The 19,122-nt window shown below is 44.3% G+C and carries 25 protein-coding genes; 10 read left to right on the top strand and 15 right to left on the bottom strand.

From position 1 onward, the window contains the following. Positions 1 to 109 precede the first annotated feature (109 nt). From KP77_RS03275 to KP77_RS03265, 3 genes are all read right to left on the bottom strand, one after another. Positions 110 to 385: a hypothetical protein gene (locus tag KP77_RS03275; RefSeq protein ID WP_052473934.1), complete on the bottom strand. Its 276-nt coding sequence runs from the start codon at positions 383 to 385 to the stop codon at positions 110 to 112. 119 nt (positions 386 to 504) lie between these two features. Continuing rightward, complete coding sequence (locus KP77_RS03270) at positions 505 to 1,245, bottom strand: SDR family NAD(P)-dependent oxidoreductase (protein ID WP_041121314.1); 741 nt, start codon at positions 1,243 to 1,245, stop codon at positions 505 to 507. 10 nt (positions 1,246 to 1,255) lie between these two features. Continuing rightward, a complete protein-coding gene (locus KP77_RS03265; RefSeq protein ID WP_041121313.1) occupies positions 1,256 to 2,155 on the bottom strand; it encodes a diacylglycerol/lipid kinase family protein in 900 nt (299 codons plus the stop codon). Positions 2,156 to 2,279: 124 nt separating this feature from the next. Here KP77_RS03265 and KP77_RS03260 point away from each other — a divergent pair, with 124 nt between their 5' ends. After that, the gene (locus tag KP77_RS03260) at positions 2,280 to 3,092 is read left to right on the top strand and encodes a DUF368 domain-containing protein (protein WP_041121312.1); all 813 of its coding nucleotides are present in this window, start codon (positions 2,280 to 2,282) and stop codon (positions 3,090 to 3,092) included. 395 nt (positions 3,093 to 3,487) lie between these two features. Beyond that, positions 3,488 to 3,814, top strand: coding sequence for a DUF4870 domain-containing protein (locus KP77_RS03255; RefSeq protein ID WP_041121311.1), 327 nt, complete (start codon positions 3,488 to 3,490; stop codon positions 3,812 to 3,814). Positions 3,815 to 3,817: 3 nt separating this feature from the next. On the opposite strand, the gene KP77_RS03250 is transcribed toward KP77_RS03255, so the two are convergent. Then, positions 3,818 to 4,441: an FMN-dependent NADH-azoreductase gene (locus KP77_RS03250; RefSeq protein ID WP_041121310.1), complete on the bottom strand. Its 624-nt coding sequence runs from the start codon at positions 4,439 to 4,441 to the stop codon at positions 3,818 to 3,820. Positions 4,442 to 4,660: 219 nt separating this feature from the next. Here KP77_RS03250 and pulA point away from each other — a divergent pair, with 219 nt between their 5' ends. The 3 genes from pulA to KP77_RS03235 all read left to right on the top strand — a co-directional run bounded on the left by pulA (position 4,661) and on the right by KP77_RS03235 (position 7,809). Further along, on the top strand, positions 4,661 to 7,195 hold the full coding sequence (gene pulA / locus KP77_RS03245; protein WP_052473933.1) for a type I pullulanase: 2,535 nt from the start codon (positions 4,661 to 4,663) through the stop codon (positions 7,193 to 7,195). 35 nt (positions 7,196 to 7,230) lie between these two features. Beyond that, on the top strand, positions 7,231 to 7,416 hold the full coding sequence (locus KP77_RS03240) for a YqaE/Pmp3 family membrane protein (RefSeq protein ID WP_041121308.1): 186 nt from the start codon (positions 7,231 to 7,233) through the stop codon (positions 7,414 to 7,416). Positions 7,417 to 7,551: 135 nt separating this feature from the next. After that, positions 7,552 to 7,809 (top strand): metal-sensitive transcriptional regulator, encoded by a 258-nt coding sequence (locus KP77_RS03235; RefSeq protein ID WP_041121307.1) that lies wholly within the window; start codon positions 7,552 to 7,554, stop codon positions 7,807 to 7,809. Positions 7,810 to 8,059: 250 nt separating this feature from the next. Here KP77_RS03235 and KP77_RS03230 read toward each other — a convergent pair whose 3' ends face one another. Continuing rightward, positions 8,060 to 8,329: a hypothetical protein gene (locus KP77_RS03230; RefSeq protein WP_041121306.1), complete on the bottom strand. Its 270-nt coding sequence runs from the start codon at positions 8,327 to 8,329 to the stop codon at positions 8,060 to 8,062. Between the two features lie 350 nt (positions 8,330 to 8,679). Continuing rightward, positions 8,680 to 9,150, bottom strand: coding sequence for a hypothetical protein (locus KP77_RS03225; protein WP_152614655.1), 471 nt, complete (start codon positions 9,148 to 9,150; stop codon positions 8,680 to 8,682). A 244-nt stretch (positions 9,151 to 9,394) separates the two neighbouring features. Between KP77_RS03225 and KP77_RS03220 the strand changes: the two genes are divergently transcribed. After that, on the top strand, positions 9,395 to 9,586 hold the full coding sequence (locus tag KP77_RS03220) for a DUF2187 family protein (protein ID WP_052473932.1): 192 nt from the start codon (positions 9,395 to 9,397) through the stop codon (positions 9,584 to 9,586). 42 nt (positions 9,587 to 9,628) lie between these two features. On the opposite strand, the gene KP77_RS18065 is transcribed toward KP77_RS03220, so the two are convergent. Both KP77_RS18065 and KP77_RS03215 read right to left on the bottom strand, forming a co-directional pair. Next, positions 9,629 to 9,784 carry a hypothetical protein gene (locus KP77_RS18065; protein WP_160289496.1) on the bottom strand — a complete coding sequence of 52 codons (156 nt, stop codon included), beginning with the start codon at positions 9,782 to 9,784 and terminating at the stop codon, positions 9,629 to 9,631. A 5-nt stretch (positions 9,785 to 9,789) separates the two neighbouring features. Continuing rightward, positions 9,790 to 10,248 carry a GNAT family N-acetyltransferase gene (locus KP77_RS03215; RefSeq protein ID WP_041121304.1) on the bottom strand — a complete coding sequence of 153 codons (459 nt, stop codon included), beginning with the start codon at positions 10,246 to 10,248 and terminating at the stop codon, positions 9,790 to 9,792. A 63-nt stretch (positions 10,249 to 10,311) separates the two neighbouring features. Between KP77_RS03215 and KP77_RS18060 the strand changes: the two genes are divergently transcribed. Then, positions 10,312 to 10,458, top strand: coding sequence for a hypothetical protein (locus KP77_RS18060; RefSeq protein ID WP_160289495.1), 147 nt, complete (start codon positions 10,312 to 10,314; stop codon positions 10,456 to 10,458). 9 nt (positions 10,459 to 10,467) lie between these two features. Here the strand turns inward: KP77_RS18060 and KP77_RS03210 are convergent, their stop codons facing one another. Next, on the bottom strand, positions 10,468 to 10,893 hold the full coding sequence (locus tag KP77_RS03210) for a pyridoxamine 5'-phosphate oxidase family protein (RefSeq protein ID WP_041121303.1): 426 nt from the start codon (positions 10,891 to 10,893) through the stop codon (positions 10,468 to 10,470). Positions 10,894 to 11,101: 208 nt separating this feature from the next. Then, a complete protein-coding gene (locus tag KP77_RS03205) occupies positions 11,102 to 12,076 on the bottom strand; it encodes an ABC transporter substrate-binding protein (protein ID WP_041121302.1) in 975 nt (324 codons plus the stop codon). Positions 12,077 to 12,235: 159 nt separating this feature from the next. Between KP77_RS03205 and KP77_RS03200 the strand changes: the two genes are divergently transcribed. From KP77_RS03200 to KP77_RS03190, 3 genes are read left to right on the top strand one after another with little or no spacing between them, the layout of a single operon-like run. Continuing rightward, positions 12,236 to 13,237, top strand: coding sequence for a FecCD family ABC transporter permease (locus KP77_RS03200; RefSeq protein WP_041121301.1), 1,002 nt, complete (start codon positions 12,236 to 12,238; stop codon positions 13,235 to 13,237). Then, the gene (locus tag KP77_RS03195) at positions 13,234 to 14,295 is read left to right on the top strand and encodes a FecCD family ABC transporter permease (protein ID WP_041121300.1); all 1,062 of its coding nucleotides are present in this window, start codon (positions 13,234 to 13,236) and stop codon (positions 14,293 to 14,295) included. Before KP77_RS03200 ends, KP77_RS03195 begins: the two co-directional genes overlap by 4 nt. Further along, a complete protein-coding gene (locus KP77_RS03190) occupies positions 14,292 to 15,005 on the top strand; it encodes a hypothetical protein (protein WP_041121299.1) in 714 nt (237 codons plus the stop codon). Before KP77_RS03195 ends, KP77_RS03190 begins: the two co-directional genes overlap by 4 nt. Positions 15,006 to 15,141: 136 nt before the next feature. On the opposite strand, the gene KP77_RS03185 is transcribed toward KP77_RS03190, so the two are convergent. From KP77_RS03185 to KP77_RS03165, 5 genes are all read right to left on the bottom strand, one after another. Then, the gene (locus tag KP77_RS03185) at positions 15,142 to 15,603 is read right to left on the bottom strand and encodes a DUF4064 domain-containing protein (RefSeq protein ID WP_052473931.1); all 462 of its coding nucleotides are present in this window, start codon (positions 15,601 to 15,603) and stop codon (positions 15,142 to 15,144) included. An 80-nt stretch (positions 15,604 to 15,683) separates the two neighbouring features. After that, positions 15,684 to 16,466, bottom strand: a complete 783-nt coding sequence (locus KP77_RS03180) for an HAD family hydrolase (RefSeq protein ID WP_041121298.1) — start codon at positions 16,464 to 16,466, stop codon at positions 15,684 to 15,686. Between the two features lie 240 nt (positions 16,467 to 16,706). Beyond that, entirely contained in the window at positions 16,707 to 17,456 is a 750-nt protein-coding gene (locus tag KP77_RS03175) for an amino acid ABC transporter ATP-binding protein (RefSeq protein ID WP_041121297.1), read from the bottom strand. Between the two features lie 12 nt (positions 17,457 to 17,468). After that, positions 17,469 to 18,170: an amino acid ABC transporter permease gene (locus KP77_RS03170; protein WP_041121296.1), complete on the bottom strand. Its 702-nt coding sequence runs from the start codon at positions 18,168 to 18,170 to the stop codon at positions 17,469 to 17,471. Continuing rightward, entirely contained in the window at positions 18,157 to 18,963 is an 807-nt protein-coding gene (locus KP77_RS03165) for an amino acid ABC transporter substrate-binding protein (RefSeq protein WP_041121295.1), read from the bottom strand. The genes KP77_RS03170 and KP77_RS03165 overlap by 14 nt, the downstream gene beginning before the upstream one ends. Positions 18,964 to 19,122: the final 159 nt, after the last annotated feature.

The raw sequence follows: 19,122 nt of genomic DNA, 5'->3' as shown, positions 1-19,122 counted from the left end.
GTACTAAAATTTACGTTCATTATAAAAAAATGTCCGTGGGAAGGTTGCACCTTCCCGCGGACATTTTCAATTATTCACTGGTTTTGTCCCAGCCTCTTTATTTTCACTCTTAAGATTCAGTATCTTCTTCCATGTCATCTTCCATCTCGTCTGTTTCTTCTTCCATTTCGTCACCGGTATCTTCCATTCCGTCTTCCATTTCATCACCAGTGTCTTCCATCTCATCTTCCATGTTGTCATCAGTATTCTCATCCATCGGTGCTTCTTCTTCCTCCATGCCTGGTTCTGCCGGATCCATTTCTCCATCGTCATCACCGCATGCCGCGAGCATACTAATACTCAGCATTCCTGCTGCACCAACCTGCATCCATTTTTTAAGTTTCATCTTCAACATTCCCTTCATAAATATAAGTATTTTGTTCAATACTTATTCTTACCCGGAATATGAGAATAATAACAGTTGTAGCACATTACATTTCCATTAAGTAACATTTCGTTCAGATATCACTTTGTTGACGGAAGGTAATCGTTCACATGATAGAGCTTACCGTTCACCAGTTCTTCTTCCATCAATACCCGCACGAGGACACCGCCGACTTCATCAGGTTTACGCAGTTTTCCCTGCTCTTTATACGCCTGAAAAGTTTCAATAGCTGCAAAAGACGATGCGTCTGTTGACCTGATTTCCTCCTGCATGCCTGTATCCATAATGCTCGGGCTATACGATATGATGGTGTGGCCCTGATCGCCCTGTTCAAGCGCGGCAGTCTCTGTGAAAAGATTCAGTGCAGCTTTTGTACTGCCATATACACTCCAGCCGTGATTCGGCTTATCGGCTGCGCCGGAAGTAATATTGACAATCACCAGTTCAAAACCGTATTCATCTGCAAGCTTAAAGGCAAGATTTGCCCAGGCTACAGGCGCTGTATAATTCAGTGTAATCGCCGTTTCAATCGCTGATGGATCCATGTGTCCGACTGTCTCCATCGGCTGAACGGTTCCGGCATTTTGAATCAGATACAGCCTTGTAAGATCCTTCTGTTCTTCAACCCATGTTCTAAGAAAACGAAGTGAATCTGAAAGTGATGTCATATCCGCCTGCTCATGATGATAGTGTTTGTTCCCCTTCATCGCTTCATTCCCTGATCTTGATACATCTGTCACATCAATGTCACGGTCAATCAAATGACTGACAATCGCTGCGCCAAGTCCTTTTGATCCGCCTGTTACAATTGCTTTAATCATGTTTAGCCTCCTATTCATTCTCTAGTGCAGCAGGACATAGTATTGGAATATGTCTGCTTAATACTTCTACTGTCAGGGGCACGTGAGCTCCCTCGTCCCCATCAACATTCGAGATCAGATCTGCATCAGAATTCACATGCACTTCTTTTGCTTTAAAATATTCTACATTTTCATCTTCTTCAAGCTCACCCTTGAGTAAAGCAGTCATAATACTGATCAGTTTAAAGAGTGGAACGTCCTTAATGACAAAGCAATGCAGATGCCCATCATTCACTTCTGCATCAGGTGCAAGCTTTTCAAAACCGCCGACAGAGTTGGTCAGTGCCATTAAAAATAGCAGTGCACTGCCTTCCCATTTGACACCGTCGTATGTAATATCAGCCTCAAACGGTTCTTTTTCCCGAATTGTTTTGAATCCTTCAATCATATAAGCCAGTGGTCCAAGCTTTGTTTTCTGTTCCACCGAGACGCCAAACGTCGCTTCAGCGATCCCGCCGAGTGCGATGATATTCATAAAGTATTTATCATTGATCCGGCCAATATCCACTCGTTTTGTTTCTGCTGTTCTGAGCTGCTGAATGGCTTCTTCAGGATTCATTGAAATATTCAATGCCCTTGCAAAGTCATTTACTGTCCCTAGAGGTACGATACCAAGCGACGGCTGGTAATCCTGTCCCGCAAGTCCGGTAATCGTCTCGTTCAGCGTGCCGTCACCACCCATGGATACGACTGTATCATATTTTTCCCGGCATGCCTGTTCAGCAAAACGGGTTGCGTCATCTTCTTTCTCTGTTTCTTTTAATGTAACTTCATACTCCATTTCTTTCAGTACAGTCAGGACAGATTCTTTATGATCAAGTGCCTCTTCCTTGCCTGAAGAGGGATTTAAAATTAACATCGCTTTCTTCATTTTTTCAGCCTCCCTAAAATGTGAACGTTTTCTCTATATCTTTCCTTTTTTCAGCCATGACGAAACCGTTTTGTTCACGTATAATGAAGATTGTTGATTTTACCAACTTAAAAGGAGCCTATATATGTTTGACTGGAGAAATATATTCCGCGGTATGGCGATGGGGGCAAGTGATGTTGTCCCGGGCGTCAGCGGTGGTACGATTGCTGTTCTGCTTGGTATTTACGATCAGTTCATCAATGCGTTGAGCGGCATTACAACGAGAGAATGGAAAAAACACCTGCCTTTCCTGGTCATGCTTGGTGCAGGGATGGGGATCTCAATTATTGCGCTTAGTAACCTGATTGAGTGGCTGCTTGAGGTTCACCCTCAACCTACCTATTTCTTTTTTATCGGGCTGATTGGCGGAATCCTGCCTTATCTGCTGAGAGAATCCAATGCAAAAGAAAATTTTAAAGCAAAGCATATCGCAATGTTACTGGTGGGCGCTGTGATTGTTTTGATTATCGGCTTTTCAAACCCTTCAGAAGAGGGGGCGATTATTACTGAATTAACTGCCGGGAATATGGCACTTCTTTTCGGAGCTGGCATTCTTGCAAGTTCAGCTATGATGCTCCCGGGGATCAGCGGTTCTTTCCTGCTGCTTGTTCTGGGTGTCTATAATACTGCAATTGCTGCGATCAGCAACTTTAATCTGCCGGTGATCGCCCTGGTCGGAGCCGGCGTTGCTTTTGGCTTTATTTTCACAAGTAAGCTGATCCGTTACTTGATGAACCGTTACCCGGTGATGATGTATGCATTTATTATCGGCCTTGTGTTCGGCTCACTATTTGTGGTGTATCCGGGGCTGGCACTATCGGCTGCTAACGTCATTATGTGTGCAGTTACACTTGCAGCAGGCTTTTATGTGGCAGTATTACTTGGCAGAAGCAGTTAATATGATGAAGAGCCTGAGACAAAACGATGATAATTGTTGTTTGAATTACTTTTTATTGAAATAAATCTTAGTGGAACGGAGCGTAAGGCGGTGACTCCGGGACGATTAGCGGGACAGCTGAGACCCCACAGCCTAAGGCGAGGAGGCTCAGCGACCGCCGTCCGGAAAGCTTCCGCCTGAAGCGCAGTGAAACGATTAGAGGCTGAGACAATTTTTTATATTGTCCCAGCCTCTTTTTTTATGCGCTCACCACAGTTCCCGTGGAAAGCATCTGCCTGAAGCGCAGCGAAACGATTCAGAAAGACTATGTACATATGATTCCAGACTCCTTTTGAAACTTATTCTCTCCGGGTACGTATATAAACATAAGAAGACTTTTAAAGGGGGACCTGGTTATGCATTCGTCAGAAGATCGTCTCGTTGCTGCACTGATGTATTTCACCAGCACTGTAACGTTTATTGTCGGACCGCTTATTCTATGGCTGATCAAAAGAGATGCCCCCTTTGTCAGGGAGCACGGTTATGTTTATTTAAATTTTGCTGTCAGCTACTTTTTGTACCAGGCATTTGCGGGATTCTTTTATTTCATCGGCATCGGCTGGGTGATTAACTCAGTACTGACTGTATTATGGATTGTGTTTGCCATCATTGCCGGATTGTATGCATTAAGAGGTGACGTTTTTAAAATTCCGCTCGTCATCCGTTTTTTTACGCCTGACTGATCACTATTCCAGTCTTGCAAGCTTTTGGGCCAGTTCTCTTGCTTCAGCTTTTGATTCTTCAAGAATCTTATCCGCCATATCAGGGTACTGGCTCATCCCTTCACAAATAACTGAATCGTATTCCTTAATGCCGAGAAAACGCATTACTTCACGTAAATAATCCTCTGAGAAATTTAATCCTGTTCCTTTATACACGCCTCCCACTGATTCAATATGAACAGCACGCTTACCTTCAATTAAACCTTCCTGCCCACTTGCAGTATAACGGAATGTCTTACCAGGGATACATAATGAATCAATGTACGTCTTCACTCTTGGCGGGAATAACAGGTTCCAAAACGGTGTGACAAATACATAAAGGTCAGCAGCTAAAAACTGATCCAGCACATCGTCCATTCTTTTCACTTTCTCTTTTTCAATGTCAGTAAATTCTTCCCCTGTACGGTGTTTGCCCCACGAACCTAACACATCCTCGTCAATCTCCTGCAGGTCCATTTCATACAGGTGGGCATATTCAACTTCCACACCCTGCTCCGCTTTTTTAATTTCTTCTATAAATGTATCAGCAATTTCTTCACTGACAGATTTCTTCGTTCTTGGATTTGCATTGATATAAAGTACTTTCATCTTAATTCCTCCTTTAGATAAATTCCTGTCTACTTCTATTTTAAGCGATATTCGGAATGTTGCCACTTTTTCGCACTCATCTGGTATGAATTCAGACTATTTGATGAGAAAGGGGGTATATAGATTTTACACTTGAAGATGTCCTGCTGCTGATTCTGGCGTATACTATACGTAACACGACGAATTTGCCGGCACTCCATAGAGAAGGGTCTGATCAGCATGGTAAAAATAGAGTCTTTTGAAAAACAGCCTCCCATTCTAAAAGAAGTCACAGTAACACTTCATTACCATCGCTACGATAACGATTATGACGGATGGAATCTTTGGGTATGGCTTGAAGGTGAAGCGGGCCGGATGGTTGAGTTCTCTCAGGAAGACAGCTATGGCAGAGTTGCCGTATTCACGCTGCAAAGTCCTGATGAAATCAAACGCGTCGGCTTTATTATAAGAAAAAGCACAGCAGAAGATGACTGGGCAGGCAAGCGTTTTGATGACCGATTCATTACATCATTCGACCGCTCCGGTAAAGCTGAAGTATGGCTGATGCAGGGAATGGAACGCATCTATGAACAATTAAATGATGTGACTGTTTTCCCGGGCATTATCAGTGCCAAAATTGATAAATGGGATGAGATCACTGTACTGACAAATCTTTCTTTTGACTGGAAACACGATAACCTTCAAGTGTCACTTGATGGAGCTGAAATCAAAAAAGTTCGTGCTGAAAAAGATCATGCAGGATCCGACCTTGCCAACAGACTCGTTATCAAGACAAAGAACCGGTTGTCCTTAACAAAAAAATATGAGGTGAACATTTCTCATTTCGGTTATTGTGAAGTCACTTTTGGCGATATTATGCGGACAAAGAAATTTGATCAGTTATTTAAATATGACGGCTTTCTCGGAGCAGATTATTCACCGGAACAGACTTTTTTCAGCGTCTGGTCTCCTCCCGCTCAGGAAGCAGAAGTTAAAATTTCCATGGATGATCAGATTCATTTATATAAAATGCAGCAGGCAGATTGCGGTGCCTGGCACCTGAATCTTCCCGGTGACTGGGACGGGGCGCAGTACCTGTACCGCGTGAGGATCGGAAAAGAGTGGCGCGAAACGCAGGATCCCTACGCGAAAGCTGTCAGTGTGAACGGAATGCACAGTGCGGTCATTGATCTGAAGAAAACGAGACCTTTATCGTGGAAGAAATCAGCAAGAACGCTCGCCTCTCCTGTTGATGCAGTGATTTATGAACTGCATATCCGTGATGCTACGATCCATCCTGACAGCGGAACTTTTAACAAAGGTAAGTATCTCGGTTTAGCTGAAGAAGGCACTGTCACAACGCACGGATTTTCTACCGGCCTTGATTACCTGGCTGAGCTTGGTGTCACCCACATTCAGCTGCTTCCGTTCTTTGATTACTGGACAGTGGATGAGACAAAGCTTGATCAGCCGCAGTATAACTGGGGCTATGATCCGAAGCATTTTAATGCGCCTGAAGGGTCATATTCTACAGATCCTCATAACCCGGCACTCCGGATTAAGGAGCTGAAGACACTGATTCAGGCCATTCATGACCGCGGGATGAGCGTGATTATGGATGTCGTCTATAACCACGTGTATGATGTCAGCCGTTCGCCTTTCCATCAGCTTGTGCCGGGATACTATTTCCGTTATGCGAAGAATGGCAAGCTCTCAAACGGGACCGGAGTAGGAAATGATACTGCATCCGAGCGCGCTATGATGAGGCGGTTTATCGTGGACTCTCTTGTCTACTGGGCTACTGAATACCAGATTGACGGGTTCAGATTTGACCTGATGGGCATTCACGATGTTGAAACGATGATTGCCGCCAGAAAAGCACTCGATGAGGTCAGCCCCTCCATTATCATGCTTGGAGAAGGATGGGATCTCCAGACAGCACTTCCCGACCACTTGAAAGCAAACCAGCATCAGGCCGGTCAGATGAAAGGGATTGCTCATTTCAACGATGCACTACGCGACCATTTAAAAGGGAATACATTCTCAAAGCAGGACAACGGATTCATCAACGGCAGAATTGGCATGAGATATCATTTACTCCAGGGTGTATCTGCAGGTATGAAGGTCCCTTATGATCGTAAAACATTCACATCACCTGAACAGGTCGTCAATTATGCGGAAGCTCATGATAACCATACGCTGTGGGATAAGATCAGCTTCACGTCACCAAATGCATCAATGAGTGATCATAAAAGAATGCACCGACTGGCAACTTCAATCGTCCTGCTGTCTCAGGGTATTCCGTTTCTTCACGCAGGTCAGGAATTTATGAGGACAAAATTCGGTGTGGAGAACAGTTACCGCTCTCCTGACGATATTAATAAGCTTGACTGGCATCGACGCGAGGAATTCAGCCAAACCGTTCAGTATGTCAAAGGACTGATTAAGCTCAGAAAAGGACATCCCGCTTTCAGGATGCGGACAAAAGAAGAAGTAATTGAGCATATGCATTTCCATCCAACTGATGAGAGATTGATTGCATACGATTTGATCGCAGACCGCGGACCTTATGAAAGATATGCTGTTATCCATAATGCGCATGGTTCACCTATTAAATACCACCTTGATTCAGAAGGGCCGTGGCATGTGCTGTCAGATGGCATTCAGGCTGACAGCAAACCGCTCAGCGTGCTGAGGTCAGACCTGGTTAATGTCAGCCGCCACAGCACCTGTGTACTCGCACTTCCGTTTAGTTCAGTGGATATCAGGGAATGAATCTATTAACTGACATGAGAAGGGCTGATGATTGAATGCTATATATTTTAGCTATATTCCTGCCGCCTTTAGCGGTATTATTCACAGGCAGGTTCGGGTCGTTTCTGCTGAATATTCTGCTGACAATTCTCGGCTATATCCCGGGATTGATCCACGCGGTAATTGTTGTCAGAGACGAGAAGCATAAGAAGGATATGCAACGGTATATGAATAGGAATTAACATCGGATGGCTGGGACATATGTGTCTCAGCCGTTTTTGATAACCCATTTCACCGCGCCGCTAACTTCTTTACAAAACCCGAGTATCCTTATACGATATAAGTAGCTCAAAATTAAAACTAAAGGAGTTTATCCTATGGAATATGATAAGCAGCAAATTAACCGCCTGAAGCGCGCTGAAGGCCAGATTAAAGGTATTTTGCGGATGATGGAAGAAGGTAAAGACTGCCGTGACGTTGTGACGCAGCTGTCTGCTACACGTACTGCACTTGACCGTACAATTGGCCTGATTGTCGCACGCAACCTTGAGGAATGTCTGCGTAATGCAGAAAAAGATGAGGATTCATCAGATTATATTAATGAAGCAGTTCAATTGCTTGTTAAATCGAGATAATCAAAGGGCTCTGTTAAAGCTGGCTGGTGATTTCCGCTTCAGGGGGAACGCTTTCCGCAGGGCGTGCGGTGAGCCTCCTCGCGCTCCGCGCTGTGGGGTCTCACCTGTCACGCTTCTCCTGCTGGAGTCGTCCCCCTTCCACTCCAATCACCAGCTGCGCTAAAATAACATTGGTCTTTAATAAAGCCAGTCAAAAAAGCTGTCCTTTACGGGCAGCTTTTTTCAATGAATTGTGGTGCTTTCTTCAGTTCTATGCTCCGGTTTTGATCCGGTCTTTGTATCTTGCAATGCTCTTTTCCACACTCATGACAAGCTGCTTTTCTCTGCGTCGTTCATGCCATTTCGAGGCAAGCGAGTGAAGGAACATCAGCCCGATAAATGGAATAATGCTTATGTAAATAAAATGAGACGCTCCCTGGAAAATTTCCTGTAATACAAACCACCAGTAACCTATGTAGATGATTGTGAATATGAGGCTGATCATTCCTTCTCCTGAAGATCTGCTTCTTTTTTTTCGCATTTATTCACCTGCTTCACTGTACAAGATAGTTATATTCTATCATAATTTTTCAGAAAATTCATTTCTTTTATCATAGAAAAATAGTCGCTATGAGCTTAATAAAATCGGGGTGTAGAGGCAGCCGGTTCATTTTCGCTTCAGGCGGAGGCTTTCCGGACGGCGGTCGCTGAGCTTCCTCGGCTTCGCCTGCGGGATCTCAGCTATCCCGCTAATCGTCCCGGAGTCCCGCCTTACGCTACAATGAACCTATCTTTTCAATAGAAATATGTGTTGTAAAAAAGAAAGACAATACTCTATGAAAGCATTGCCTTTCTTTAATAAATAAAAGCTATATATAGGCCTCAGTCTTTTCAATCAATCGCTGTGTTAAATACTTGTTCCATGTACTGAATGCTGCCAGTCAAGGCTGTAAGATAGTAAATCATCATAAAGATTGAAACCCCTAGCAGCACTGCATGCAGGATATTTGTTCCTTTGAAGCCGTTCTCTTTCCGTTTCCGGTAAGCAGGTATGATCCGCTGCAGTAAATATACGGCCAGAATCCCCAGTGTCAACAACATAACCCATGACTGGATTGCCTGGTTGACTTCTGTCTGATAAAGGACATATTGTAACGAAGGATTATCAGTTACTTCTATCGTGATATCTTCTTTGACAAACATGCCCCGCTCAAGCGTGATCTGCTGCGAACTTTCGTCATACATATAATCATAACCGCCTGGATATACACTTAATGTTATTGCAAGTGTAATCAATAAAACCATAATGCCGTATCCGGTGGCTGTTAACCATAAAGTCTGTTTGCTTTGCAATTTCATCATGCCTCCGCTCAAATTCAGCTAAACTCCATTCTAACAGAGTACCATATGTCCTGTAAGCGAAACTGATTTTTTTGCAAAATTACAGAATTTTTCCCCTATTCAAGTCAATTTATAGTAGAATACATAAGTACTAATGGGGTATATATCTAGTAAACACAGCTAGTATTTAAAGAAACGGCCCTGCTCATGTATAATGAAGAGCAGTCCGTTACAAATTACTTTTTTAAGAATATGGGGTGCTGATATGACACAGGCTAATGTAGGACAGAAAGTTAAATTTACACGTCACGGGTTTGATATCACTGGTGAAGTGACTAAAATTCTGGAACGATCTGTGATTGTAAGTATATCAGAAGAGGACGCATTGCTTTTGGATTATGGAACGAACTTCACTGTCGTTTCACATGAAAATTATAAAGTGATAGAAAATGCTTAATATTCATATGGCAGTGCGCTGCCTGTTTTAAAAGATCTCCTGTCACGCTGACAGGAGATTTTTACTTTCTGTGATCTCAGTCAGCACGGCTGCTGACTTATATTGCTCAGGATCAAAGTTAAGCATCAGTATAAAGATTAAAATAATCATAATCACGACAATGGCCACAATGGCAATGACACTTTTTTTACCATTCATTTTATTCAACTCTTTTCTTTTGTATCTATTGTCAGCAGCATATCCACGTGTGGAATGCCGTCATCGAGATACTCTGCTGAGATTTCTTCAAAGCCGAATGAACCGTAAAATGTTCGCAGGTAGGTCTGACCCTGCAGCATGATTTCCCCGGTACCCCAATCTTTCATGACATCGATTGATTTTTCAACAAGCGCACGGCCAATCTGTCGGTTTCTGAATTCTTCAATCACAATGATTCTGCCGATTGACGCTTTATTATACTTAGTTCCAGCCTTCATCAGCCTTGCATATGCAGCAAGCTTGCCATCGATCTTCAGCTGAAGGTGCCATGATTCAGGATCATATCCATCCACCTCATGATAAGCACAATCCTGTTCTACTACAAATACGTCCACCCTGGCTCTTAAAATGTCATGCAGCTCCAGCGCAGATAGTTCCTCAAAACTTTTTAATACCCACTCCATTATGTACCTCCGTTCTGCTTTTACATCTGACTTCATTATAATAGAATGAGAAGTGAATTTCACATGAATGGAGGAATTGATTTGGACAGCGCACTCGACTGGGTCTTTCAGGTGTTATATGGCATCGGATTATTATTCATTATTGGATGTGGGATCATCCTCATGCTTCTGTTACAAAAAAAGAACCCTAACCGCCGTAAAGACGATTAGAGTATGATCTTACATATCCAAATCCAGAGACTGTGGTTTCTCGCCTGAGTTCATCAGACGGATTGAAGTCGGTTCAATTTCGAGCACCACATATTTGGGATCATCCGGCCCTTCAAACCAGTTTGAAAAACGTTCATTCCAAAGTTTTTCCTTCAGTTCTTTGGAGTCACGGATCACAGCAGTACCTTCCACTTCTACATAAGAGTCCGCGTAGCCGTCACCTTCATATCCAAGCAGTACATGTACAAAAGGATTCTCATCTACCTCATCAGCCTTATGTGTATCACTGCTTGTTGGCGTGTGCAGTACATATCCTTCGTTAAAGAAAGTCATATAACGCGAATGCGGCCGGCCATCCTTCACCGTCGCAAGCGTACCTGTTTTATTATTTTCAAGCACATTTAAAATATGGTCCTTTAATTCTTTCTGATTCATTTGTCTTCCACTCCTTTTTTCTGGTCATGGTATTAGTATTTCCACGATAATGGGATTAGAAAACATTTGGGTGGGTTTTATTTTTGGGGCACAGGGGGGACGGAGCTTAGTGTGCTGTTTTTAGAATGATTCCAATATCGGCACAGCAAGCTCCGTCCCTGGTGTGCCACATGAAAAAACGCCCTGCATCAGCAGAGCGTTTCATTCATTATTCAGCTAAGAAATAATCTTCAATATCATCCAGCATAACGTTTGCTGCAAGGACACCGCCTGCTGTGTTCCAGATTGTGTCGCTTACTTCTTTAATGTTGCCTTCCTGCACAACTTCAAGGTTTTGGAATAGCGGATCATTCAGCCAATCTTCAGCATTCTGGTTAGCTTCTCCATCTCCTGTTTCGTATGTGAAGTAAAACAGCACGTCACCTTCCATTGCTTCGACACGCTCTTTCGTCACACCTTTTTCTGCGAAGTCATCTACATCCTGTTCCGGTGGACGCGCAAAACCAAGCTGATCTAAAATAATGCCAGAGAATGAATCTTTATGATAAATACGTGTATCTCCGGCAAGGAAACGGACCATTGAAATTTCCTTTTCAAGGTGACCGCCTTCTTCAAGCTGACCGCTTAATTCATCAACGCGGGTCTCGTAATCAGCCATGACTTGCTCGCCTTCTTCAGATTTATTCAAGGCTTCAGCATAAAGCTCAAAATTTTCCTGCCAGTCACCTTTCAGCGTTTCTGACATCACTGTTGGAGCAATCGCTTCAAGCTGCTCATATACAGCTTCCTGTCGCAGTTTTGTACCAATGATTAAATCCGGGTCAAGTGCAGCAATCGCTTCTACGTTTACTTCACTTTCAGTCCCAACCACTTCTACACCTTCCATCTGGTCAGAAATGTGGTCATACCATGGATCACCTGTCCATGATTGAACTGCGCCAACAGGGGTTACACCCATTGATAATAATGCTTCAGTACCTTCATTTGTCAGAATCACCACTTTTTCAGGTGTTCCTTCGATTTCAGCTGTACCCATTGCGTGTTCTACTGTGTATGTTTCAGCCGTCTCCTCACCGCCGTCAGCTGACTCATCTTCTGAAGATTCATCAGATTCGCCGCCGCAGGCTGCAAGAACAAGTGCTGTTATGCTCATTAATAAAAGTAGCAAACTGAACTTTTTCATTTTTTTCTCTCCTTACCTTTTAATGTTGATAATGATTCTCATAACTATTCAAGAATAATCAAGAGCAACGCTGGTGTCAACCGCTAAATGAAAACCGTTTTCATTAAGCTGATTTTTCGTTATAATAGACCTACTTGTGTGAAGGAAGGATCTTTTACGATGAAATCTTCAAAATCTTTTACATGGCTTTCAATTTCAGGCGCACTGATATGTATGCTCCTGCTTTTATTTGCCAGTGTGCGATTCGGTTATCAGCAAACCTCATTTATGCAGATTATCCGGTCGTTTACTGCTTTTGACGGGTCGAATGCCCACTTAATTATACAAAGTGTCAGAATCCCGAGAGCGCTGATTGCAGCAGCAGTTGGAGCTGCACTGGCCGTATCTGGTGTCCTGATGCAGACGCTGACCAAAAATCCGCTGGCTTCCCCCAGTATTTTCGGAGTTAACGCAGGTGCGGGGCTGGCAGTTGTGATTGGGGTAACTGTACTCAATGTCAGCTCTCTTCACACTTTTGCTATTCTTGCCTTTATCGGAGCGGCAGTTGCGATTACAGCTGTCTTTGCACTGGGCTCCCTTGATCAGAGAGGCTTGTCACCGCTTCAGCTGACACTTGCCGGTGCTGCATTATCCGCTCTATTCGGATCAGTTACCCAAGGGCTTTTAGTGTTAAATGAATCAGCACTCGAATCTGTGATGTTCTGGCTTGCAGGATCTGTCCAGGGACGGGATCTTGCACTTTTACAGACCGCACTTCCATACCTTGCTGCCGGATTCATCATTGCAATCTTTTTCTCACGGTCCTTCAATATATTAGCCATGGGTGATGATGTGGCAAACGGCCTTGGTGTGAAAACAGCTCCGCTGAAAATATGGATTGGTATTATCGTCGTTTTACTCGCAGGCGGTGCTGTTTCAGTTGCCGGACCGATCGGCTTTATCGGCATTATGATTCCACATTTAGCGAGAAAATGGATTGGTATTGATCATAGAGTGCTGATCCCGATGGCTGCACTGCTCGGGGCGAATCTGCTGCTTGCGGCTGATATTGCAGCAAGATATGTGATTATGCCACAGGAGATTCCTGTAGGCGTCATGACTGCGATCATTGGTACACCAATCTTCATTTATATTGCAAGAAAGGTGGGATCATCACAATGAGCCGCTTTAAACCTGTCCGCTTTGGGCAAAAGGGCCCTTCATTTTTATTTGATATCCGCACTGCGATCAGTCTTGGGATGGCATTGCTCATTGTCATCGGGGCGTTTCTTGTCAGTCTTGGGCTTGGGGAAGTATGGGTGTCTCCATTTGATATTGTGAAAGTATTTTTAGGAATGGGTGAGCCATTGAATGAACTGGTCATCAGAGAGTTCAGGCTGCCGCGTGTTCTCATTGCATTGCTTGTCGGGATTGCGCTCGCAGTCGCTGGTGCACTGCTCCAGGGGATGGTTAGAAATCCTCTCGCCTCACCGGATGTGATCGGTATCTCAGGCGGAGCCAGTGTATTCGTGGTCGGCTTTCTCGTCCTGTTCAGCGATTCCAACGGCGCACTGAGCGTATCCATCCAATGGCTGCCGGTTGCAGCGTTTCTAGGCGCATTAATCGCTGCTGTGCTGGTCTATGTGTTTTCATGGAAAAACGGGTTGTCACCGATCCGGCTGGTCCTGATTGGAATCGGACTATCTCTTTTTGCAAATGCCGTCACAACCATGCTCATGCTTGTTGGGCCAATCTATCGTGCGAGCCAGGCAAATATCTGGATCACAGGATCAGTTAATGGTTCAACGTGGAGCCAGGTGTGGATTTTACTTCCATGGGTCAGTCTGTTATTCTTAGCAGCACTTCTTATGGCACGTCATTTGAACCTGCTTGAACTTGGTGATGACATTAGCACTTCGATGGGATCAATTGTATCTAAGCAGCGGATCCTGATTCTATTGATCAGTACGGGGCTCGTCGGAGGTTCTGTCGCTTTCGCAGGTGGAATCGGCTTTGTCGGACTGATGGCACCGCACCTGGCAAGAAAATTAATCGGCTCATCTTTCGGATCACTGATTCCAATGTCTGCGCTGATTGGTGCAGGACTTGTCATGCTCGCCGATCTGATGGGACGGCTGATTGCTGCGCCGCTCGAGATCCCTGCAGGTGTATTTACTGCAGCAATTGGCGCACCTTACTTTATCTATCTTTTATTTAAAGAAAGGGGTAAAAAATCATGAACCAGCAGGAACTTTTTTCATATATAGAAGATGCTTTTCCAGTCAGATTCAGTGAAACTGAACTCGGAACAGAATGGAACTTATCAGACTGGCTCGATCAGGATACAGCAGCGGAGGACCTTGCTTATATCCAGCGCATTCAGGAAGCTCCGAAGCTGATGGTTGCAGGATCACTTTCTATGAAGCGCACAGCTTTTACAATTGTCAGCGTTCTGCTTGCCCATTATAAAAGCGGTCAGACCTGGGACTTGTCTTCCTCTGATGTGAGACTTGTGCATGATCCTGAGGCTCCTTTTCAGCTGGGTGTACATTTGAGCGGTATACAATCCTATGACCGTGAACTCAGTTGGGATGACCTGCTGCGTAACCTTTACTTTGACTGGGTCAAACCACTGATCCTTTCAATTGAAAAAGCCGGTAAAGTCAAACAAATCGTTCTTTGGGAAAACTTTTATATTTATCTGCGATGGTTTTACAAAAGCCTCGCACCTGAATTAAAAGGACTCGATCAGTTCGACTGGGAATCACACTGGCAATCCATCGTATCAGAAGACTTTTTCGGTGAAGAAGAACCAAACCCCTTCACCCACCTCGACCAATTCAAAGCTAAACGCCAGCTTGAAGATGCACGCGTCAGAAGCACGTGCTGCTATAAATACATGCTGCCAGGCAAGAAAAATTGCCGGACGTGCTGTTTGGTGAAGGATTGATTTTTCAGGGGGCACAGCAGGGACGGAGCTTGCTGTGCCGTTTTGAGAATAATTCTAAAAACAGCACACTCAGCTCCGTCCCCCTGTGCCGGGCAAAAAAACCGCTATTCCAATTAAGGAACAGCGGCTTTTTCTATTAAAGTGGTCTCATCTCATCATCTGAATGAGCGTATGGATCTTCCACTACTTTCGGTTTACGTACGAAGCACATGATCGCTGCGATCAGGAATAATAGTGCCGGCAGCCATCCTAAAAGGACCGTTCCAACTGCTACAACCAGTGTACTTGCGATCAGTAAGCCGCCTGCAAGTTTCGGTTTTTTATTACGCTTCATAGCGAACAGGGCGATAATACTTAAAACTGTACTTATAATAACAACTACATTGAAAAACACGCCCAGACTTGCGAATAAATCTGTGACCATGGCCGGGTCGACTCCTGCATCTGCAAATGCCGGATCATTTTGGAACTCCATCTCCATTTCTTGCTGCACTGCAGGGTCCTCGAATAGTGCGCCTAAAAATAATGCCCCTGCAATCATCAGCACATTAACTACAATTCCAATAATCGTTAATACACCTTCTGCTGTTCTTTTCATCTGATTACCTCCATTTATAAATATGTATGATTTCCTTATCCCCTCATTTACGGAATAATACACCTAAAGGTTTCAAAATTTCACAACAGATTTTTTATTTCTTTCAAACGGCGTATGATCTGATCAGGCTGCCCGTCATCTTCACCCGGAACAGTTTCATCATGATGCTGGATCCAAATGCTGTGAATGCCTGCCCGGTTAGCCCCAAGAATATCCGTTTTCAGATTATCCCCAACCATCCACACCTCATCAGCTTTTACACCGCTGAGTCTGAGCGCCTGATCGAAAATGGCCTGCCCCGGCTTACCCTCACCTACATTTCCTGAAATGATAATATGATCAAAGTACGGAACAATTTCAGGTGTGATGCGAAGTTTTTCAAGCTGCAGTGACGGTGCACCGTTTGTGACAATGACAAGCTTATAGCCAGCTGCCTTCAGCTCATCCAGTACCTCCATCGTTTCCTCATACAAAAAAGGAGACGCTTTTCTATGAGAGATAAAGTGTTCTCTTAACACGGATCCGTCCCCGTCTGTGTCGTATGCCTTCAGCGCAGCCTGCCAGACGCGCTGCTGATATGCTTCTATCTGTTCCCCCATCTCACGGAACCGATAATGGATTGGATCCCTAAAAGCGCCCCACAGCCCTTCAAACGGGTTAATGCCGATCATCTTTGTAAAATCATAAAAAGAATACTCCTTATAAATCGCGGGCGCCGCTTTTTTCACTTCAGCAAGCAATACTTCCGGGTCTGTTCCATATAACCCTTTTGCATCCTCTGCTGTTTTCGACAGCGCCGTTTCAATACTTTTTTTATCCCATAAAAGTGTGTCATCAAGGTCAAAGAAAATTGCAGATGGCATGTGATCAGCTCCTGTTCTGTTAGATTTTAATATTGTCACAAAATTCGGTGGATAAAGCAATGGGGAGTTGGGAGCGAGGTAGTGGTTCCGGAGATTACATGAGTTGTCCCGAAGATTTCAACTGGTGTTCAGAAGATTATACGCATCGTTCAGGAAATAGTGTCCTTTGGCCTACTCCCGCCGCACGCTACGACATCCCACGACCACCACCAAAAATAAAACCCCCGCATCTGCGGAGGTCTATGATGGGTTCAGCACACGATCGAGAAACTGCTTCGTACGCGCTTCTTTCGGTGCTTTCAATATTTCTTTTGGCGGGCCCTGTTCGACGACAACACCGCCGTCGATGAACATGACGTGATCTGCAACGTCTTCAGCGAACTTCAGCTCATGTGTGACGACAACCATTGTCTGTCCTTCCCGGGCAAGCTCTTTCATGACACTTAGCACTTCTCCAACCAGCTCAGGGTCGAGCGCTGAAGTCGGCTCATCAAACAGCATCAGTTCAGGTTCAATCGCAAGTGCGCGGGCGATGCCTACGCGCTGCTGTTGACCGCCTGAGAGCTGATGCGGATAAAGATCCATTTTTTCTCCAAGTCCCACTTTTTCAAGCAGTGACACAGCCCTCGCCCGTACTTCTTCTTTATTCAACTTCTGCACAATAACCGGACCTTCCATCACATTTTCAAGTGCAGTTTTGTGCGGAAAAAGGTTATAGGACTGGAACACCATGCCGGATTTACGGCGGAGTTTCAGGATTTCATTTTTTTTCGGGTATTTAGAAAAATCGAGACTAAAGCCATCAGAGAATTCAAACAGTCCCTGATTCGGCATTTCAAGTGCGTTCAGACAACGCAAAAATGTTGTTTTGCCTGAACCGGATGGCCCGATAATCGCCACAACGTTTCCTTTAGGTACTTCAAGGTCAATACCGCGCAGGACGTTCAGCTCTCCAAATGACTTATGAAGGTTTTGTACCTGAATCTGCATGTGATCTCCTCCTTACTTCGCGACGTAGCGATCCAGTTTTTTCTCAATCCGGTCCTGTACGAGTGAAAGGACGAAGCAGACAATCCAGTAAAGAATGGCTGCTGTAATATACAATTGGAGGAAATCGTAGGTCCTGGCTGCGATTTCCTGCGATTTTCTAAAGAGTTCCACCACCAAAATCTGTGATGCCAGCGATGTATCTTTTACAAGGCTGATAAATGAATTTGATAATGGCGGAATCGAGACACGCGTTGCCTGTGGCAGAATAATTCTGCGCAGTGTCTGCGGATAGGTCATACCGATTGTATACCCCGCCTCCCATTGACCCTTGGGAACTGACAGAATTGACGCACGGACAATCTCAGATGCATATGCCCCTACATTTAGAGAGAAGGCAATGACTGCACTAGGGAACGGGTCGAGTGTTATGCCCAGGTCCGGCAAACCAAAGAATACGATAAACAGCTGAACGAGCAGTGGTGTTCCACGAATTGCTGAGACGTAGACTCTTGCAATGCCTGACAGGACTTTATTGCCTGAGAGTCTGGCTAAGGCTGTCAGAAGTGCAAGGATCAGACCAAATGTAAATGAAAAAAGAGTAAGCGGAATCGTATTTCTGATTCCGCCCTCCACCATTGGCCCAATTGAAGACCAAAACAGCTCCCAGTCAATCAGTGGATCAGCTGCTCCTAATATAAAATTACTGAGAAACATCTTCGCCAAACCATTTCTCTGAGATTTCTGTCAGTGTGCCGTCTTCTTTCATTTCTTCTAAATGCTTGTTGAATTCTTCTACAAGCTCTTCATTCCCCTGACGGAACATGAATGCACTTTCTGAAGCGTCGCTTTCTTCTGCAGCAATTTTAATGCCGGCATTTGGCTGTTGCTGCTGGAAATCAAGGATCGCAAGTTTGTCATTCACCGTTACTTCTGCGCGGCCTGTTTTGATCAGTTCAATTGCCTGTGCAAGTCCTTCAACCTGAACAAGCTCTGCACCGTACTCAGTTGCAATATCTGCATAGTTACTTGTCAGCGACTGTGCAGACTGTTTTCCTTCGATATCTTCAAATGAAGTTACTTCACTGTTATCTTCAGGTACAACTACGACTGCTGAAGAAAATGTATAAGGGTGTGAGAAATCGTATGTTTCAAGACGGTCATCTCTGATACCAACCTGATTGGCAATCACATCAAAACGCTCTGAGTTCAGTCCTTCAAACATTGAATCCCACTGCGTTTCATTATATTCAACCTCTACGCCCATACGCTCGGCTACTTCGTTCATTACTTCTACATCATAACCAGTGAGTTCATCTGATTCGTCATGGAATGTAAACGGGGCATATGTTCCTTCTGTTCCAACTGTGATAACGCCTTCTTCCTGAATCGATTCAAGCAGGTTCATATCTTCTGACGCATTGCTGCTGTCGCTATTACTTTCTTCTGAAGATCCGCATCCTGCAAGAACGCCTGTTAATAGTAATGATGCTGCTAACGTTTTCTTCATTTTAAAACCACCTATTCTTATCGGGATTATGTCATAAGCATGATTGTACGACGATTCGGGTAAATTGTAAATACTAAATTTTTTAAGCTTAGGGGTTGCATTTATTTTCAGGAGATGATTTAATACAAATATACCCCACAGGGTATTAATAAAATCTCT

The sequence above is a fragment of the Jeotgalibacillus alimentarius genome (genome assembly GCF_000829445.1).
GTDB lineage: Bacteria > Bacillota > Bacilli > Bacillales > Jeotgalibacillaceae > Jeotgalibacillus > Jeotgalibacillus alimentarius.
The sequence above is the reverse complement of the archived record's forward strand: the minus strand, read 5'-3'. Positions and strand labels throughout refer to the sequence as shown.

What these genes read in the sequence shown, in the direction of transcription:
- KP77_RS03275 (WP_052473934.1), bottom strand. Translation starts at nt 385, where the DNA reads ATGAAACTTAAAAAATGGATGCAGGTTGGTGCAGCAGGAATGCTGAGT.
- KP77_RS03270 (WP_041121314.1), bottom strand. Translation starts at nt 1,245, where the DNA reads ATGATTAAAGCAATTGTAACAGGCGGATCAAAAGGACTTGGCGCAGCG.
- KP77_RS03265 (WP_041121313.1), bottom strand. Translation starts at nt 2,155, where the DNA reads ATGAAGAAAGCGATGTTAATTTTAAATCCCTCTTCAGGCAAGGAAGAG.
- KP77_RS03260 (WP_041121312.1), top strand. Translation starts at nt 2,280, where the DNA reads ATGTTTGACTGGAGAAATATATTCCGCGGTATGGCGATGGGGGCAAGT.
- KP77_RS03255 (WP_041121311.1), top strand. Translation starts at nt 3,488, where the DNA reads ATGCATTCGTCAGAAGATCGTCTCGTTGCTGCACTGATGTATTTCACC.
- KP77_RS03250 (WP_041121310.1), bottom strand. Translation starts at nt 4,441, where the DNA reads ATGAAAGTACTTTATATCAATGCAAATCCAAGAACGAAGAAATCTGTC.
- pulA (WP_052473933.1), top strand. Translation starts at nt 4,661, where the DNA reads ATGGTAAAAATAGAGTCTTTTGAAAAACAGCCTCCCATTCTAAAAGAA.
- KP77_RS03240 (WP_041121308.1), top strand. Translation starts at nt 7,231, where the DNA reads ATGCTATATATTTTAGCTATATTCCTGCCGCCTTTAGCGGTATTATTC.
- KP77_RS03235 (WP_041121307.1), top strand. Translation starts at nt 7,552, where the DNA reads ATGGAATATGATAAGCAGCAAATTAACCGCCTGAAGCGCGCTGAAGGC.
- KP77_RS03230 (WP_041121306.1), bottom strand. Translation starts at nt 8,329, where the DNA reads ATGCGAAAAAAAAGAAGCAGATCTTCAGGAGAAGGAATGATCAGCCTC.
- KP77_RS03225 (WP_152614655.1), bottom strand. Translation starts at nt 9,150, where the DNA reads ATGATGAAATTGCAAAGCAAACAGACTTTATGGTTAACAGCCACCGGA.
- KP77_RS03220 (WP_052473932.1), top strand. Translation starts at nt 9,395, where the DNA reads ATGACACAGGCTAATGTAGGACAGAAAGTTAAATTTACACGTCACGGG.
- KP77_RS18065 (WP_160289496.1), bottom strand. Translation starts at nt 9,784, where the DNA reads ATGAATGGTAAAAAAAGTGTCATTGCCATTGTGGCCATTGTCGTGATT.
- KP77_RS03215 (WP_041121304.1), bottom strand. Translation starts at nt 10,248, where the DNA reads ATGGAGTGGGTATTAAAAAGTTTTGAGGAACTATCTGCGCTGGAGCTG.
- KP77_RS18060 (WP_160289495.1), top strand. Translation starts at nt 10,312, where the DNA reads ATGAATGGAGGAATTGATTTGGACAGCGCACTCGACTGGGTCTTTCAG.
- KP77_RS03210 (WP_041121303.1), bottom strand. Translation starts at nt 10,893, where the DNA reads ATGAATCAGAAAGAATTAAAGGACCATATTTTAAATGTGCTTGAAAAT.
- KP77_RS03205 (WP_041121302.1), bottom strand. Translation starts at nt 12,076, where the DNA reads ATGAAAAAGTTCAGTTTGCTACTTTTATTAATGAGCATAACAGCACTT.
- KP77_RS03200 (WP_041121301.1), top strand. Translation starts at nt 12,236, where the DNA reads ATGAAATCTTCAAAATCTTTTACATGGCTTTCAATTTCAGGCGCACTG.
- KP77_RS03195 (WP_041121300.1), top strand. Translation starts at nt 13,234, where the DNA reads ATGAGCCGCTTTAAACCTGTCCGCTTTGGGCAAAAGGGCCCTTCATTT.
- KP77_RS03190 (WP_041121299.1), top strand. Translation starts at nt 14,292, where the DNA reads ATGAACCAGCAGGAACTTTTTTCATATATAGAAGATGCTTTTCCAGTC.
- KP77_RS03185 (WP_052473931.1), bottom strand. Translation starts at nt 15,603, where the DNA reads ATGAAAAGAACAGCAGAAGGTGTATTAACGATTATTGGAATTGTAGTT.
- KP77_RS03180 (WP_041121298.1), bottom strand. Translation starts at nt 16,466, where the DNA reads ATGCCATCTGCAATTTTCTTTGACCTTGATGACACACTTTTATGGGAT.
- KP77_RS03175 (WP_041121297.1), bottom strand. Translation starts at nt 17,456, where the DNA reads ATGCAGATTCAGGTACAAAACCTTCATAAGTCATTTGGAGAGCTGAAC.
- KP77_RS03170 (WP_041121296.1), bottom strand. Translation starts at nt 18,170, where the DNA reads ATGTTTCTCAGTAATTTTATATTAGGAGCAGCTGATCCACTGATTGAC.
- KP77_RS03165 (WP_041121295.1), bottom strand. Translation starts at nt 18,963, where the DNA reads ATGAAGAAAACGTTAGCAGCATCATTACTATTAACAGGCGTTCTTGCA.